Here is a 15885-nt window from a genome sequence, read left to right on the forward strand (position 1 = left end):
CATGGCCGGCGCGATTTTCCCCTGGCGTGAAGGCAACCGTTTTGAACTGTTGATCGACGGTCCGCAGTTCTTCCCCCGCATGTTGGTCGCGATTGCTCGCGCCGAAGAGCAGGTCGAACTGGAGTTGTACCTGGTGGAGGCGGGTGCCTGTGCCGAAGCGATGGTTCAGGCGTTGGTCCTGGCTGCCGAACGTGGGGTGCGCGTGCGCTGCCTGTTCGATGATTACGGCAGCCTCGCGTTCACTCTGACTTTGCGTCAGCGTTTGATGGCCGCGGGTGTGGAGCTGCGTTTCTACAATCGCCTGAGCTGGCGGCGTTGGGTGGGCAACTTCTACCGCGATCACCGCAAGCTGTTGCTGGTCGATCAGAGCTTGGCCGTGGTGGGCGGCACCGGGGTGACCGATGAATTCTGGACACCGGGCGAAGACACCAGCGAATGGCACGAAGTGATGGTGGAAATCACCGGTCCCTTGGTCATCGACTGGCAGTTGCTGTTCGACCGCCAATGGATCGCCAACCGCCATCGGCGCGCCTGGAAACCCGCTTCGCATTTCGGCTTGCCGCGTCTGCCACGCGTGCCGTCCACGGGCGAGGGCATGGGCCGGGTGGCGTACGCCGACGCCCGTCAGCACCGGGACATTCTGCAATCGCTGGTCCGTGCGCTGAACAGCGGGCAGCAACGGATCTGGCTGGCGACGCCGTATTTCCTGCCGACCTGGAAAGTCCGTCGCTCACTGCGCCGGGCAGCCGTCCGAGGTGTCGATGTGCGCCTGCTGCTGACCGGGCCACGCACCGATCACCCGTCGGTGCGCTACGCCGGGCACCGCTATTACCCGCGATTGCTCAAGGCCGGGGTGCAGATCTTCGAATACCAGCCGTGTTTCCTGCATTTGAAAATGGTCCTGATCGACGACTGGGTGAGCATCGGTTCGTGCAATTTCGATCACTGGAATCTGCGCTTCAACCTGGAAGCCAACCTAGAGGCGTTGGACCCGGGGCTGACGCGTGCGGTGGCGGCAAGTTTCGAGAGGGACTTTGCGCAGAGCCAGGAAGTCAGCCTGGAGGCATGGCAACGCCGGCCGCTGTGGCGGCGGGTGAAGCAAAGGATTTGGGGATGGGTGGATCGGCTGGTGGTGAATCTGCTGGATCGACGGGGATAGTCGTCACACCCAAAACAAAATGTAGGAGTGAGCCTGCTCGCGATGGCGTCATGTCATTCAGCATTGATCTAGCTGATAGACCGCTATCGCGAGCAGGCTCACTCCTACAGGGTTTTATGTGTTGCCTGAAAATTACAGCAATTCAAAGCTCTGCTGCGTCACGTCCTGGGAATCCAGGCCGATCTCCACGTTGAACTTGCCCGGTTCTGCCGCGTACTTGAGCTGGGTGTTGAAGAACTTCAGGTCATCCTCGGTGATGGTGAAGTGCACGACTTTCTGTTCGCCGGCCTTCAGCGTGATTTTCTGGAAGTTCTTCAGTTCCTTGAGCGGACGGATCATCGAGCCGGTCACGTCCTGGATGTACAACTGCACCACGGTTTCGCCGTCACGCTTGCCGGTGTTTTTCACCATGACGCTGGCGTCGAGCTTGCCGGTTTTGTTCAGTGTGGTCGACGACAGTGCCATGTCGCTCAGACTGAAATCGGTGTAGCTCAGGCCGAAACCGAACGGGAACAGAGGACCTGTGGTGTCATCGAAATACTGCGAGGTGTAGTTGCCCGGTTTGCCCGGCGTGAATGGCCGGCCAATGCTCAGGTGGTTGTAGTAGGTCGGAATCTGGCCTACCGAGCGCGGGAAGGTGATCGGCAATTTGCCCGACGGATTGTAGTCGCCGAACAGCACATCGGCGATGGCGTTGCCGCCTTCGGTGCCGCTGAACCAGGTTTCCAGAATCGCGTCGGCCTGTTCCTTCTCTTCGAGAATCGTCAGGGGACGGCCGTTCATCATCACCAGCACCAGCGGTTTGCCGGTGGCTTTCAGGGCCTTGATCAAATCGCGCTGGTTGGCCGGGATGTTCAGGTCGGTGCGGCTCGACGATTCGTGGGACATGCCACGGGACTCGCCCACCGCTGCCACCACCACATCGGCATCCTTGGCGGCTTTCACGGCTTCGTCGATCAGCTCTTGGGCCGAACGCGGATCATCCACCACTTCCGGTGCGTCGAAGTTGAGGAAGTTCAGGTAATCCAGGACCTTCTTGTCGCTGGTGATGTTAGCGCCACGGGCGTAGATCAGCGTCGATTGCGCGCCCAGTGCAGTGGTCATGCCGTCGAACAGGGTCACCGATTGCGCGGGTTTGCCGGCGGCGGCCCAGCTGCCCATCATGTCGATCGGTGCCTTGGCCAGCGGACCAACCAAGGCGATTTTCGCGGTTTTCTTCAGCGGCAGGGTTTCGCCCTGGTTCTTCAGCAAAACCATGCTGCGGCGCGCAACATCGCGGGCCTCGGCGCGGTGCAGGCGATTTTCGGCGTAGGTGTCGGCCGGATCATCCTCAGCCTTGCCGATGCGCAGGTACGGGTCCTTGAACAGGCCCATGTCGTACTTGGCGGCGAGCACTTCACGCACGGCGTTGTCGATGTCGCTTTGCTGGATCTCACCTGCCTTCAACAGCCCCGGCAGCTCTTTGCCGTACAGGGTGTCGTTCATGCTCATGTCGATGCCGGCCTTGATCGCCAGCTTCGCGGCTTCGCGACCGTCACGGGCGACGCCGTGTTTGATCAGCTCGAAAATCGCCCCGTGGTCGCTGACGGCCAGGCCTTTGAAGCCCCATTGCTTGCGCAACAGGTCGTTCATCAGCCAAGTGTTCGCGGTGGCCGGCACGCCGTTGATCGAGTTCAGCGCGACCATTACCCCGCCAGCACCGGCGTCGATGGCGGCGCGGTACGGTGGCAGGTAGTCCTGGAACATCTTGACCGGGCTCATGTCGACGACGTTGTAGTCGCGACCGCCCTCGACTGCGCCGTACAGGGCAAAGTGCTTGACGCTGGCCATGATGCTGTCGGCCGCGTTCGCGCCCGTGCCCTGGAAGGCTTTGACCATCACGCCGGCGATGCGCGACACCAGGTACGTGTCTTCACCGAAGCCTTCGGACGTCCGGCCCCAGCGCGGGTCGCGGGAGATGTCGACCATCGGTGCGAAGGTGATGTCGAGGCTGTCCGCCGCGGCTTCCTTGGCGGCGATGCGCCCGGACAGGCCGATGGCGTCCATGTCCCAGCTCGAAGCCAGGGCAATAGGGATCGGGAAGATGGTGCGGTGGCCGTGGATCACGTCATAGGCGAAGAACATCGGGATCTTCAGCCGGCTGCGCATGGCCGCGTCCTGCATCGGACGGTTTTCCGGGCGGGTGATCGAGTTGAACGTGCCACCGATGTTGCCGGCGGCGATTTCCTTGCGGATCAGCTCCCGCGGCATTTCCGGGCCGATGCTGATCAGGCGCAATTGGCCAATCTTTTCATCGAGGGTCATCTGCTTCATCAGGTTGCTGATGAACGCGTCCTTGTTTTCCAAAGGTGCGGGCGTCGTGGCGGCCAATACGTTATGACTGGCCAGGCTGACGAACAGGCCCAGCAAACACAGCTTCTTCATGAATTGTTTTCTCAAAAGCCTAAACGGCAGTGAATACGCGCCGGTCAGCCAAAATTTAGGGAGCGACTATTGTTGTTCAGGTAAATGCAGCACACTTCTGCGTGTTTTCGCGCTGGGGCATCTTTTAGCCCATTGGCTCGATGCAATCCAGTGGTGGCCGCAGATTATGCCCCAAGAGCCGGGTTCAAAGTTCGAAGGTTGTTTTTCAACGGAATGTGCAAGGGAGCGTCAACCAGATGAATGTACGACACCACTATCGGTCGAGCCTGCAGGTTGCAGCCTTGATGTTGTTGACCACGCTGCTGGCTGGCTGCGGCATCAACACGATCCCGACCCTCGACGAACAGGCCAAGGCTGCCTGGGGCCAGGTGCAGAACCAGTACCAGCGCCGCGCCGACCTGATTCCCAACCTGGTGGAAACCGTCAAGGGCTACGCCAAGCACGAAGAAGAAACCCTGACCGCCGTAATTGAAGCCCGGGCCAAGGCCACTTCGATCCAGGTCGATGCCAAAACCCTGGATAACCCGGAAAAACTCAAGCAATTCCAGCAGGCCCAGGATCAGTTGACCGGTGCCTTGAGCCGTTTGATGGTGGTGTCCGAGCGTTACCCGGACCTCAAGGCCAACCAGAACTTCCTGGCGTTGCAGTCGCAACTTGAAGGCACCGAGAACCGCATTGCCGTGGCGCGTCGCGACTTCATCCTCGCCGTGCAGAAATACAACACGGAAATCCGTACGTTCCCCGGTCGCCTGTGGCACAGCGTGATGTACAGCGATTTGCCGATCCGCGAAACCTTCGAGGCTACCAGCCCCGATGCGGAAAAAGCGCCTCAAGTGAAGTTCCAGTAAGCGCCGCGAGGGGCTTGAAGCATCACCAAGGATGAGGTTGCCAATGCGTGTGTTGAAAGTTGGCCTGGTGCTGTTGCTCTGGGTGTTTACCCTGACGGCCCAGGCTGCGTTGAAGTTTCCGGAACTGACCGGACGGGTGGTCGATAACGCCCAGATGATCGAGCCAGCAGTGCGTGAGCAGTTGACGCAACAGCTTCAGGCCCATGAAAAAGCCACTGGCGAGCAGTTGGTGGTGGTCACGTTGCCGAATTTACAGGGCACCGACATTGCGGACTTCGGTTATCAACTGGGGCGCTACTGGGGCATCGGCCAGAAGGACAAGAACACTGGCGCCTTGCTGATCGTGGCGCGTGACGATCGCAAGCTGCGGATTGAAGTCGGTTATGGCCTGGAAGACCGGCTGACCGATGCGCAGAGCTCGGTGATCATCAATCAGGTGATCACCCCGGCGTTCAAGACCGGCAACTTCAGCAAGGGCATCAGCGACGGGGTCGCGGCAATGCTTGTGGTGCTGGGCGGCAATCCGCTGGATGAGCCGTCCACGGTGTATGACTCGGGCGGCAATCAGGAAAGCGACTTCGTCTCACGGCATCCGGGGATCTTCGTGTTTCTGGTGATGCTGTTCATCCTGACGATGTTTGTCTGCCAGATGCTCGGGATTCTGCCCAGCGGCGGCGGTCGAGGCGGTTCGAGCGGCGGGTTCGGCGGTGGAGGTTTTGGTGGCGGCGGTGGCGGCGGGGGCTTCAGCGGCGGCGGGGGCAGTTTCGGGGGAGGCGGTTCCTCGGGCGGCTGGTGATCACACAACAATAGCGAGCGGGCATTCTTAAACATGGCATTACTGACTGAACACGAACAACGCAAAGTTGCCGAGGCGATTGCCCGGGTCGAGCGTGACACCGACGCCGAACTGGTGACCGTGCTCGCGGCCCGCGCCGACGACTACGCGTACATCCCGCTGCTCTGGGCCAGCCTGCTGGCGCTGGTCGTGCCGGGAATCGTGCATTACCTGACCGGCTGGCTGACCCTGCACAGCTTGCTGCTGGTGCAATGGATCTCGTTCATCGTGCTGTGCCTGGTGTTCCGGATTCCGAAAATCACCACGCACCTGATCCCGCGCTCGGTGCGTCATTGGCGCGCCTCGAACCTGGCGCGCCGGCAGTTTCTGGAGCAGAACCTGCACCACACGGTGGGCAGCACCGGCATGCTGATCTTTGTCTGTGAGGCTGAACGCTATGTGGAAATTCTGGTGGATGAAGGGATTTCGAAACGGCTGGACAACAAGAACTGGGATGGAATTGTTGCGGCGTTTACCCAACAGGTGAAGCAGGGGCAGACGTTGCAGGGGTTTGTGACGTGTGTGGAGGCGTGTGGCGAGTTGCTCAAGGTGCATGTGCCGGTGACGCATGTGAGGAATGAGTTGCCGAATCGGTTGGTGGTGTTGGGGTAGGCTTCTGGATTCTTGTTCGACTTGAGATCCACCCCTCACCCCAGCCCTCTCCCCAGGGGGTAGAGGGAGCCTACCGAGTTGGATGTTCGAGATACTGCGACCTGAAAATTTTGAGTCGAACTCAGGTTTTGAAAAGCCCCCGATCGGCTCCCTTTCCCCTCTCCCCCCTGGGGAGAGGGCTGGGGTGAGGGGTGGTTTTCAAACCGTTCGGTAAATAACTGCGTGTCCCCAACCCCCATCCCCCCTAAAATACCCGCCATTCCCCGATCCGCACCGCCCGAGGCCGTTTTTCCCATGTCTGTCACCGCCACTCCCGCCAGCCTCGCGCCGGATCACCACGCCCAGTTCATCGACTTGCTGCAAACCAGCCTCGACGATAACGCCTTCATCAAACTGGTGCTGGCCAAGTACGTCGGCACTGAAGTGGATTTGCAGCGGCTGATCATCAAACAGCTGACGGTCAAGGATCAGCCCTGCCTGTCCTTCGTCTACCGCTACAAGACGCGCGACATCACCAAGAATTTGCCGATTGCCGAGGGCGTAGCGACCATCGCCGCACTCTTGCCGGCATCGTTCAAAAATGCGCATTTGCTGTCGCTGACGGATGAAGCTCAGCTGGAATACAGCAAAAAGGGCAAGTCTTCGCTGTTCAAGAGCAAACCTCAGCAATTGCGTGAAGTGCCATCCGCCGAGCACAACCGCGAGAAGAACCGCTTTCTCGACCTGAGCCGGCCGTTCCTTGCCGACCTTGGTGTGACGAACAGCAAGCACGAGCTGATCCCGGCGATGTCGCGCAAGTGGAAGCAGATCAACAAGTTCATCGAAGTCTTCAGCCACGCGCTGACCACGTCACCACTGGCGCTGGACAAACCGGTTCAGGTGGCGGACTTCGGCTCGGGCAAGGGTTACCTGACATTCGCGATCCATGACTACCTGCGCAACACCCTGAAGGCCGAAGGCATTGTGACCGGCGTCGAACTGCGCGAAGAGATGGTGGATTTGTGCAACGCCGCAGCCGCAAAGCTCGAACATCCGGGGCTGGTGTTCAAGTGCGGTGATGTGCGCAGCGTGGCGCCGAGCGAGCTGGACGTGATGATCGCGCTGCATGCCTGTGACATCGCCACCGACTACGCGATCCACACCGGTATTCGTTCCGGCGCCTCGATCATCATGTGCTCGCCGTGCTGCCACAAGCAGATCCGCCTGCAGATCCAGAGCCCGGCGCTGCTCAAGCCGATGCTGCAATACGGTCTGCATTTGGGCCAGCAAGCGGAAATGGTCACCGACAGTTTGCGTGCGTTGTTCCTGGAAGCCTGCGGTTACGAGACCAAGGTGTTCGAGTTCATCTCACTGGACCACACCAACAAGAACAAGATGATCCTGGCGGTCAAGCGTGCCGAGCCGGTCGATCCGGCCCAGCTGTTGGTGAAGATTCAGGAACTGAAGGATTTCTACCACATCAGCGAACATTGCCTCGAAACCCTGCTGCGGGCCGATGGGTTGCTGGTTGCTAAGGCTTGACCTGAATCCCTGCCGGTAACGTGCCCGGTTGCGCCGGGCGCACGGCGGTCTTGCGTCCCAACATCACGGTCACGATCACCCCGGCGGCAAACAGCCAGGTGATCGGCTCGATGTGTTCGCCGAAGAACAGCGCCGAAAAGGCGATGGTGAAGAAGATCTGCAACAGCTGGATCTGACTGACCCGGGCAATGCCGCCCATCGCCAGCCCGGCGTACCAGGCAAAGAAACCGATGAACTGCGAGAACAGCGAGACGTAACCGAAGGCCCACCAGGTCTTGGCCGAAATCTCGCCCTGATGTTGCAGTGCCAGGTACATCACCGGCCCGATCAGCAATGGCGTCGACAGCACCAGCGCCCAGCAGATCACTTGCCAACCGCCCATCTCCTTGGCCAATCGGCCGCCCTCGGCGTACCCCAAACCGCCCACGGCAATCGCCCCGAGCATCAGCAAATCACCGGCCTGAATGCTGCCGGCACCGCTGATCAACGCATACCCCAGCACCAGCGCACTGCCCAGCGCGGCGCAAGCCCAGAAGGCTTTCGACGGTCGTTCGTGGGACAACCACGCCGCGTACAGCGCCACGCACAACGGCTGTAAGCCGTTGACCAGTGCACCGTGGGACGCCGGCAAGGTTTGCATGGCCCAGGCCGACAACACCGGGAAACCGAGGATCACCCCGGCAATCACCAGGGTCAGGCCTTTGACCTGTTTCCACGTCGGCCACTTCTCCCGACGCCATAGCAACAGCAGCGCCGCCGGAACCGCCGCGAACAGCGCACGGCCCAGGCCGTTGAGCAGCGGATGGAGTTCCTGCACGACGATCCGTGTGAAGGGCAGGGTGAGGCTGAAGATCACAACGCCGAGCAGGCCGAGGGCCATGCCGGTGTTTTCGCGCGAGGACATGATGGCAACCAGAATCGAGGGTGGCGGGAAGACCTTCATCTAGCCATAAACCGTGGGCGTTGCTCTGTTACAGCTAGGTGCAGAGTTATCCGTACAGTTTGAGGACGCCATCGCGGTCCATCAGGTAGTAGCTGGTTATTACCCGACCCCGCAGATAAGGACTACTTTGAATACTCCTGCAGGCCCACGTATTTCCCAGAGGAGTCCTCCCCATGGCGGCTAAAAAAATTCTGATGCTGGTCGGCGATTACGTCGAAGACTACGAAGTGATGGTGCCATTTCAGGCGCTGCTGATGGTTGGCCACACGGTGCACGCCGTTTGCCCGGACAAAACCGCTGGTCAGACCGTGCGCACGGCGATCCATGACTTCGAAGGCGACCAGACTTACAGCGAAAAACCCGGTCACCTGTTTGCCCTGAACTTCGACTTCGCCAAGGTCAAGTCCGAGGACTACGACGCCCTGCTGGTGCCGGGCGGTCGTGCGCCGGAGTACCTGCGCCTGAACGAAAAAGTCCTGGAACTGGTGCGAGCGTTCGACAAGGCCGGCAAACCGATCGCTGCCGTGTGTCACGGTGCTCAATTGCTGGCGGCCGCGGGGATTCTCGAAGGTCGCGAGTGCAGCGCCTACCCGGCCTGTGCCCCGGAAGTGCGCCTGGCCGGCGGTACGTTCATCGATATTCCGGTGACGGAAGGTCACGTACAAGGCAATCTGGCGACTGCGCCAGCCTGGCCGGCGCACCCGAGCTGGCTCGCCGGTTTCCTCGGGTTGCTGGGCACCAAAATCACGCTGTAACGAGGGACCTTTCCATGTGCGAGCTCTACGTCAAAGCCGATCCGATTCTCTACGAGTCGCGCTCCCGCTCGCTGCGCATCTGCGGGGTGGTCACCACCCTGCGGCTGGAGAATCAGTTCTGGGACATCCTCAGCGAAATCGCCGAGGCCGACGGCATGACCACCAACCAGTTGATCGCCAAGCTGTATGAAGAGGTGATGGACTACCGCGGCGAAGTGGTGAATTTCGCCTCGTTTTTGCGGGTCAGCTGTACGCGGTACCTGAGTCAGCGACGGGTGCAGCCACCGGAATTATCGGTGGTGCGCGCGGTGGTGAAGTAGGGGGGGCGCCATCTTCACCGGCCCCATCGCGAGCAGGCTCACTCCTACAGGGGATCGCATTTCCATTGTAGGAGTGAGCCTGCTCGCGATGGGGCCGGTACAGGCGACAGATGTCTGGGGTTGGTCTTTACTCTGAAGCGCGAAACCTCTCAATTGCCAAGGAGAAAGAGCATGTCTGGATGGTATGAAGTGAGCAAAAGCAGCAATGGTCAGTTCAAATTTGTACTGAAGGCCGCCAACGCGGAAACCATTCTGACCAGCGAGCTGTACACCACCCGCGCGGCCGCTGACAAAGGCATCGTGGCGGTTCAGAGCAACAGCCCCAAAGATGAACGCTACGAGAAGAAAACCACCAAGGATGGCCATCCTTACTTCAACCTCAAGGCTGGTAACCACGAGATCATCGGTAGCAGCGAGGCTTACTCCTCCCCTGCTGCGCTGGAGAAAGGCATTGCCAGCGTGAAGGCCAACGGGCCGACCACGGTGATCAAGGACAAAACCTTGCCGGTGCTCTAAACATACCGCTGATCCGAGATCGTTCCCACGCAGAGCGCGGGAACGATCATCACATTCAGACCTCGACCGGCACCGTCAGCTTCGGGCTGCCCAGCGCATGCGTCTTCGAATCAAAAAACCGCAACTCACTCCCGGTGCCCTCAAACACCTTCGCGTAGTGCCGCTTCTGGTGCTGAATGAACGCTTTGCTGCGCGGATAAATCGAGATCGCCACCACAGGCGGTTTCGCCTGGCGCAAGGCGTGAATAATGTGGCTGTCCTGCTCGCCCAGGGCATGGCCAAACAGGCACAAGCCGTCGCCATGGCCAAGTAACTGGTCGTAGCAGAACGACAGATAGTCCGAGCTGCGAATGGTCTTGAGCTTGTCCTGCGCCGGACCTTCATTGACGAACAGCGGCACGTCGTCGAGGGTCTTGATCGTGTTGTTGATCGCGAAACTGCCGAGCAACGTGCCCTCGGTCGACATCAGTTTGCGCGCCGTGCCGTCCTGATTGCGCACCAGATGCAACCCGCCGTGCAGATAAAGCAGGCGGGTTTTATCGGTCGCCGTGGTGCTCAGATCAAAGCTTGATTCTGCACCCTGAAACAGGTCGCTGATCGCATCAGGCTGGTGCTGGATCGACCAGTAGTTGAGCAAGTCGTAGTTGGTGGTGAACACCGTCCGATAGCGACCCAGTTCCTGATTGATCGTCGCCAGCGTCGAAGGCACCACCAGCCGCCACGGGATATGCACCGCGTGTACGGTGTTGATCAGCGCTTCCTTGATCGCGTAGTAACGATTGCGTGGTGCGGCGGAACTCACGGCCAGGGCTTTGTTGACCCGGCTGGTGGTTTTCAGCGCGCTGAGCACCTGCTCGAAGCTGCGCGTCTGCATCGCGTCGAACACGCTCAGCTCAGACTGGCTCAGGGGTTTTTCTTCGACGGTACGGGCGTTTTCGAACAGCGAGTCGTAGCCGAAGTCGTCCCACACGGCGCGACTGGCGCCGTTGCCCACCAGCAGGCCGCTGAACGAGGCGGTGGCGCGCAAGGCGTTCCAGTCTTCAAGTTGGGCATCAACATCCTGGAAATCGGTCATTGCGTTCAAAGTCTCAAAGCAGAAGGTCTGATGGGCGGCGACTTTATCACGACCAAGACTTGAGCCAGATCAAGTTACTGCGAGACCGATAGGTCGATCCTGTGGGTACCCGCTGGATCGGCGCTACCGGTTCGGCCTCAGCCAGGAGACTCGCTCATGAGCAGCACGTTTTTCATCCCTTCCGTGAATATCATGGGCATCGGTTGCCTCGACGAAGCCATGGACGCCATTCGCAAGTACGGTTTTCGCAAGGCGCTGATCGTCACCGACGCCGGGCTGGCCAAGGCGGGCGTAGCGAAGATGATTGCCGAGAAACTGGCGATGCAGGACATCGATTCGGTGATTTTCGACGGCGCCAAGCCCAACCCGAGCATGGCCAACGTCGAGAGCGGCCTGGGTCTGCTGAAAGAAACCCGCTGTGATTTCGTTGTGTCCCTGGGCGGCGGTTCGCCCCATGACTGCGCCAAAGGCATCGCGTTATGCGCAACCAACGGCGGGCAGATTCGCGATTACGAAGGCGTCGATCAATCCACCCAGCCACAACTGCCGCTGATCGCCATCAACACTACCGCCGGCACGGCCAGCGAGATGACCCGTTTCTGCATCATCACCGATGAATCCCGTCACGTGAAAATGGCTATTGTCGATCGCAACGTCACGCCGTTGTTGTCGGTCAACGACCCGGCGCTGATGGTCGCCATGCCCAAGGGCCTGACGGCTGCCACTGGCATGGACGCACTGACCCACGCCATCGAAGCCTACGTTTCCACGGCGGCCAATCCAATCACCGATGCCTGCGCACTGAAGGCGATCACGTTGATCAGCAACAACCTGCGCCTGGCCGTCCGCGACGGCAGTGACATGGCCGCGCGGGAAAACATGGCGTACGCGCAGTTCCTCGCCGGCATGGCGTTCAATAACGCATCCCTGGGTTATGTCCACGCCATGGCTCATCAGTTGGGCGGGTTCTACGACTTGCCTCATGGTGTGTGCAACGCGGTACTGCTGCCCCACGTACAAAGCTTTAACGCGCTGGTTTGCGCCGATCGCCTTACTGATGTCGCCCTTGCGATGGGCGCCAATGTTCACGGTTTCACCCCGGAAGCGGGCGCCCAGGCGGCCATCGTGGCGATCCGCAGCCTGTCCAGAGACGTGGAAATTCCCGCCGGTTTGCGTGAACTCGGCGCCAAGCTCAACGACATCCCGACCCTCGCCACCAATGCCTTGAAAGACGCGTGCGGCCTGACCAATCCTCGCGTGGCGGATCAGCGCCAGATCGAGGAGATTTTCCGCAGCGCCTTCTAGGAAGTCTTGCGACCGGGCGCGAGCATCACGCAGAGCATCGCGCCCAATGCCAGCAAGGTACACAACAGTGAAAGCGGCCATGCTTGCGGGCTCGCGATCAAACTGGCGATCCCGCCGATAACGGCAGCCATCAGTTGATGAATGAAACCGCTCAACGCCATCGCATACGCACCGCCGACCGGCGAACCGTCATTGGCCAGGGACAGGCTGATCGGGTAAGTCAAAGACTGGCCGAACACCGCAACGCAATAGGGCAACCAGAACAGCAGCGCCACTGAAGTGCCCACCAGACTCCCCAGCAACATCACTGCGCTGCCAGCCAGCACCAGCCCTACGCCCGCCGTCATCAATCCGCGTTGACCGGTGCGAAGTACAAAGCCATTGACCGCCAAAGCCCCCAGAAAATACGCCGCACTGATCGGCCAGCCCAACAACCCGTATTCCACGGCCGACCAGTTGAACGGTCCTTGCAGAATTAGCGGCGCTGCGGTGTTGAACGCCACAATCACCCCGTACCCAAGGCCGCCGGTGAGGGCCGGCAACAGAAAGGCTCGATGACGCAAAATGCGCCAGTAGCTCGGCCAGGCGGATGACGGGGCATTCTCCTCGGCCAGCACCGGGAACGTCACCCGAGCCACGACCACCCCCATCATCAGACTCACAGTACCCAACAGGTAGAAAATCGCTGGCCAGCGCAGCGCCACCTGAATGATCGACCCCAGGTATTGACCGATCCCCAGCGCGACCACAAAGGAAATCGAAATCCAGGACAACGCCTTGGCCAGCAGCTCGCCGCGGAAACTGTCGCGGATCAGCACCCGGGCCATGACCGAAATGCCGCTGGCGCCAATGCCCTGAATCAGTCGAAACGCCAGGAACGACTCAAGCTTCTGGCTCAGGGGCAGGGCCAGATTGCCCAGCCCGTAGATACCCAGCGCGGCGAGCAGCACCGGTTTGCGGCCGATGCGCTGGCCAAGACTGCCCCAGAACAACATCGGCAACGCCATGCCGATCAGATACACCGCCAGCCCCCAGGACACCTGCGAGGCGTCGGCGGACAGATCCCGGGCCATGTCCGGCAGCGCCGGCAGGTAAATGCTCATGCCCAACTGGGCGAGGAAAACCGTGCAGCAAGTGACGAGGAGGGTGGTGCTGCTCTTCATTGAATCTTCCCTGATTTCAGTTCAACAGCCGATTTCCCGGCCTTGGGTGCGTAAAAGCTCGGAAATGAGTTCACAAAAGTGGCGGATCAGCGTCGGCTCCATGTCGGCGCGCAGGGTGATTCTGATGGCTGCCTTGCCTTGTGCGACCACCGGAAAAAACACGGCCGAGGTGAAGAAACCGTGATTGGCCAGTTCCATGGCGATGTTGTTGGCCAGCGCTGCTTCGCCGCAGTTGACCAGACGAATAGCCATATTGCTGTTGTATTGATCGGTGCGTATGAGGCTGTCGAACAGCCGGATATTAACCTGAAGTTTTTCCTGCAACGCGGCAAATTCCAGCGTGCGATGAAGCAGGATGGACGCTCTGCCCGCGCCAATGGCTGCACTGTTCAGGCTTTGCGACCAATTGCTGGGGCCGCCGTAACGGGCAATGAGCTTCTTCTGCCGTTCATTACCCAGCATCACCAGACCACCGCTGGCGCCAAACGACTTGGCCAGCGAGGCGACGATCAGGCAGTCATCCTCCAGTGCATGCAACCTGGGGCGCACGAGGCCTGCGCCCGATGTTCCGACGGCGGACAGCGCGTGGGAATCGTCCAGATAGAGAAACAACCCATAGCGGTCCTTCAGATACAAAAGACTATCCAGGTCCGCGACCCCGCCCATGCTGTAGGCGCTGTCGGCGACATACGCGACGGTGCGGTGCTGCTGGCACTGCTTCTCGAGAAAATCCATGTCGTTATGAGGGCAGGTCACGACCGTGGTTTCATCGGCGCAGGCGGCTTTGAGGTGATTCATCGAGTAATGCGCCAACCGGTCGAAGACCATCACGGGAGGGCGGTTGTCCGTGAACACGCCGCTGGCCAGCAGCGGCAGGATTCCGGCACTCGCCGCACTGCACGACAAGGTGCTCAGGCAGCTGGCGCCGAACAACTCGGACAGTTCGGTTTCGTACTGTTCCAGAATGGCCAGCTTGCAGCGGTTCTTTGAATTGGCGACGCGTAGGGTGCCGGCTTCCCACAGGGTATTTATGGCGCCGTCGAGAATGTCGGGATGGTGATCCAGGCCCAGGTATGACGTCGTGCAGAAATGATGAAACGCGCGCCCGTGCTGATCGAGCATCCGGTTGGCACTTTTGATTTCGACGTTAAGCCCTGAAATTTTCCCGGCTTCAGCGCTCTCCCAATCGTGGTCGGCCAACGCGATGACTTTGCGGTAGTTGGTGTAGCGGTTTGCCGCGTGTGCTGTCTGGTCCATGTGAAGATGACTTTCCTTGAGTGAAACGATCCATGGGTGTGTTGCAGTTCGTGTGTGTTTCCAGACTTTACAGAGCGCGGCGGAGGCTTTGAATCGGCTGTTTCCGGTACGGCTGAGTGTTACAAGAGATTTATGTGTAGGGCGATGCCTCGTGATGTTGTGGGCTAAATGCTTTGCCGAGTCGCGGAGAAACCGGGCTATCCTGCCGACTCAGTCGAACAGAAGTCATCGAGCCCTCCATGCTGCAAAAAAGCCTGATCCGCCGCCTCGACCTGATCACTCTCCAGCTGTTTGTCGCCGTTCATGAGGAGGGCACGCTGACCCGTGCCGCCGCCCGTGAAGCCATCGCCGTGTCGGCCGCCAGCAAGCGGCTGATGGAGTTGGAGGAAGCGCTGGGCATCAGTCTGTTCGTGCGCCAGGCCAAGGGCATGACCCTGACGCCGGCCGGTGAAACCTTGTTGCACCATGCCCGGCAGATGCTGTTCAACGTCGAGAAAATGGGGCTCGAACTGGGCGAACACAGCCACGGTATCCGCGGCTATGTGCGGATGCTCGCCAACCTGTCGGCAATCATCCAGTTTCTACCCGAAGACCTGCGGGACTTTTCCGAGCGTCATCCTGAGGTCAAGACCGACCTCGAAGAACGCCCCAGCAGCGGGGTGATTCAGGGTGTGCTGGATGGCGTGGCCGACCTTGGGATCTGCTCCAGTGACAGTGACGTCAAAGGTCTGCACAGCGTGCTTTATCGACAGGACAAACTGATGGTGTTGATGCTGCCCGATCATGCGTTGGCGAGTCGTTCCAGCCTGGCCTTCGCCGATACGCTGGGCAGCGATTACGTCGGTCTGCACTCCGCCAGTTCGATCAATATGCGAACTCATGCGGCCGCGCGAGAGGCCGGCAAAGTGCTGCGGCTACGGATTCATGTACCGGGTTTCGATGCGATGTGCCGGATGGTCCAGGCCAACATGGGCATCGGCATCCTGCCGCAAAAGGCCTATGAACTGTTTGGCCGGGCACTGGGCTTGCACGCGGTGCCGTTGACGGATGACTGGTCGGATCGTGCGTTGGTTCTGGTGGTGCGCGATGAGGCGGCGCTGTCGCCGGTGAGCCGGATGTTGTTCGAGCATTTGCGCGGAGCGGGTTGAGCGT

General features: G+C 60.1%; 15 protein-coding genes. 10 read left to right on the forward strand and 5 right to left on the reverse strand.

All coding sequences use genetic code 11. The features are described 5' to 3' along the window. Position 1: 1 nt before the first annotated feature. A complete protein-coding gene (locus tag QF010_RS16930; RefSeq protein ID WP_429512136.1) occupies positions 2–1159 on the forward strand; it encodes a phospholipase D-like domain-containing protein in 1158 nt (385 codons plus the stop codon). Between the two features lie 132 nt (positions 1160–1291). Here QF010_RS16930 and bglX read toward each other — a convergent pair whose 3' ends face one another. After that, on the reverse strand, positions 1292–3583 hold the full coding sequence (gene bglX, locus QF010_RS16935; RefSeq protein ID WP_429533555.1) for a beta-glucosidase BglX: 2292 nt from the start codon (positions 3581–3583) through the stop codon (positions 1292–1294). 236 nt (positions 3584–3819) lie between these two features. Between bglX and QF010_RS16940 the strand changes: the two genes are divergently transcribed. The 4 genes from QF010_RS16940 (at position 3820) to QF010_RS16955 (ending at position 7399) form a co-directional block, all read left to right on the forward strand. Next, a complete protein-coding gene (locus QF010_RS16940) occupies positions 3820–4431 on the forward strand; it encodes a LemA family protein (RefSeq protein ID WP_033058913.1) in 612 nt (203 codons plus the stop codon). 43 nt (positions 4432–4474) lie between these two features. Continuing rightward, positions 4475–5227, forward strand: coding sequence for a TPM domain-containing protein (locus tag QF010_RS16945; protein ID WP_429533556.1), 753 nt, complete (start codon positions 4475–4477; stop codon positions 5225–5227). A gap of 33 nt (positions 5228–5260) precedes the next feature. After that, a complete protein-coding gene (locus QF010_RS16950) occupies positions 5261–5878 on the forward strand; it encodes a TPM domain-containing protein (protein WP_033058909.1) in 618 nt (205 codons plus the stop codon). Between the two features lie 294 nt (positions 5879–6172). Beyond that, on the forward strand, positions 6173–7399 hold the full coding sequence (locus QF010_RS16955) for a class I SAM-dependent methyltransferase (protein WP_429533557.1): 1227 nt from the start codon (positions 6173–6175) through the stop codon (positions 7397–7399). Here the strand turns inward: QF010_RS16955 and QF010_RS16960 are convergent. Beyond that, positions 7389–8303, reverse strand: a complete 915-nt coding sequence (locus tag QF010_RS16960; RefSeq protein ID WP_429533558.1) for a DMT family transporter — start codon at positions 8301–8303, stop codon at positions 7389–7391. The genes QF010_RS16955 and QF010_RS16960 overlap by 11 nt on opposite strands. 212 nt (positions 8304–8515) lie before the next feature. On the opposite strand from QF010_RS16960, the gene QF010_RS16965 reads away from it, so the two are divergent. The 3 genes from QF010_RS16965 (at position 8516) to QF010_RS16975 (ending at position 9933) form a co-directional block, all read left to right on the forward strand. Then, positions 8516–9097, forward strand: coding sequence for a DJ-1/PfpI family protein (locus tag QF010_RS16965; RefSeq protein ID WP_008152949.1), 582 nt, complete (start codon positions 8516–8518; stop codon positions 9095–9097). A gap of 14 nt (positions 9098–9111) precedes the next feature. After that, the gene (locus tag QF010_RS16970; RefSeq protein WP_033061357.1) at positions 9112–9417 is read left to right on the forward strand and encodes a ribbon-helix-helix domain-containing protein; all 306 of its coding nucleotides are present in this window, start codon (positions 9112–9114) and stop codon (positions 9415–9417) included. A 171-nt stretch (positions 9418–9588) separates the two neighbouring features. Further along, positions 9589–9933: a YegP family protein gene (locus QF010_RS16975; protein WP_033061359.1), complete on the forward strand. Its 345-nt coding sequence runs from the start codon at positions 9589–9591 to the stop codon at positions 9931–9933. Positions 9934–9988: 55 nt separating this feature from the next. Here QF010_RS16975 and QF010_RS16980 read toward each other — a convergent pair whose 3' ends face one another. Then, complete coding sequence (locus QF010_RS16980; protein WP_033061360.1) at positions 9989–11008, reverse strand: DUF4917 family protein; 1020 nt, start codon at positions 11006–11008, stop codon at positions 9989–9991. A 156-nt stretch (positions 11009–11164) separates the two neighbouring features. Between QF010_RS16980 and yiaY the strand changes: the two genes are divergently transcribed. Continuing rightward, positions 11165–12313, forward strand: a complete 1149-nt coding sequence (gene yiaY / locus QF010_RS16985) for an L-threonine dehydrogenase (RefSeq protein WP_429533559.1) — start codon at positions 11165–11167, stop codon at positions 12311–12313. Here the strand turns inward: yiaY and QF010_RS16990 are convergent. Together QF010_RS16990 and QF010_RS16995 are read right to left on the reverse strand one after the other, a co-directional pair. Beyond that, a complete protein-coding gene (locus QF010_RS16990; RefSeq protein WP_429533560.1) occupies positions 12310–13476 on the reverse strand; it encodes an MFS transporter in 1167 nt (388 codons plus the stop codon). The genes yiaY and QF010_RS16990 overlap by 4 nt on opposite strands. 21 nt (positions 13477–13497) lie before the next feature. Further along, the gene (locus QF010_RS16995) at positions 13498–14733 is read right to left on the reverse strand and encodes an aminotransferase class I/II-fold pyridoxal phosphate-dependent enzyme (RefSeq protein ID WP_033061365.1); all 1236 of its coding nucleotides are present in this window, start codon (positions 14731–14733) and stop codon (positions 13498–13500) included. Positions 14734–14972: 239 nt separating this feature from the next. On the opposite strand from QF010_RS16995, the gene QF010_RS17000 reads away from it, so the two are divergent. Further along, positions 14973–15881: a LysR family transcriptional regulator gene (locus tag QF010_RS17000; RefSeq protein ID WP_429533561.1), complete on the forward strand. Its 909-nt coding sequence runs from the start codon at positions 14973–14975 to the stop codon at positions 15879–15881. Positions 15882–15885 lie beyond the last annotated feature (4 nt).

It is taken from the genome of Pseudomonas silensiensis, assembly GCF_050434865.1.
GTDB lineage: Bacteria > Pseudomonadota > Gammaproteobacteria > Pseudomonadales > Pseudomonadaceae > Aquipseudomonas > Aquipseudomonas fluorescens_W.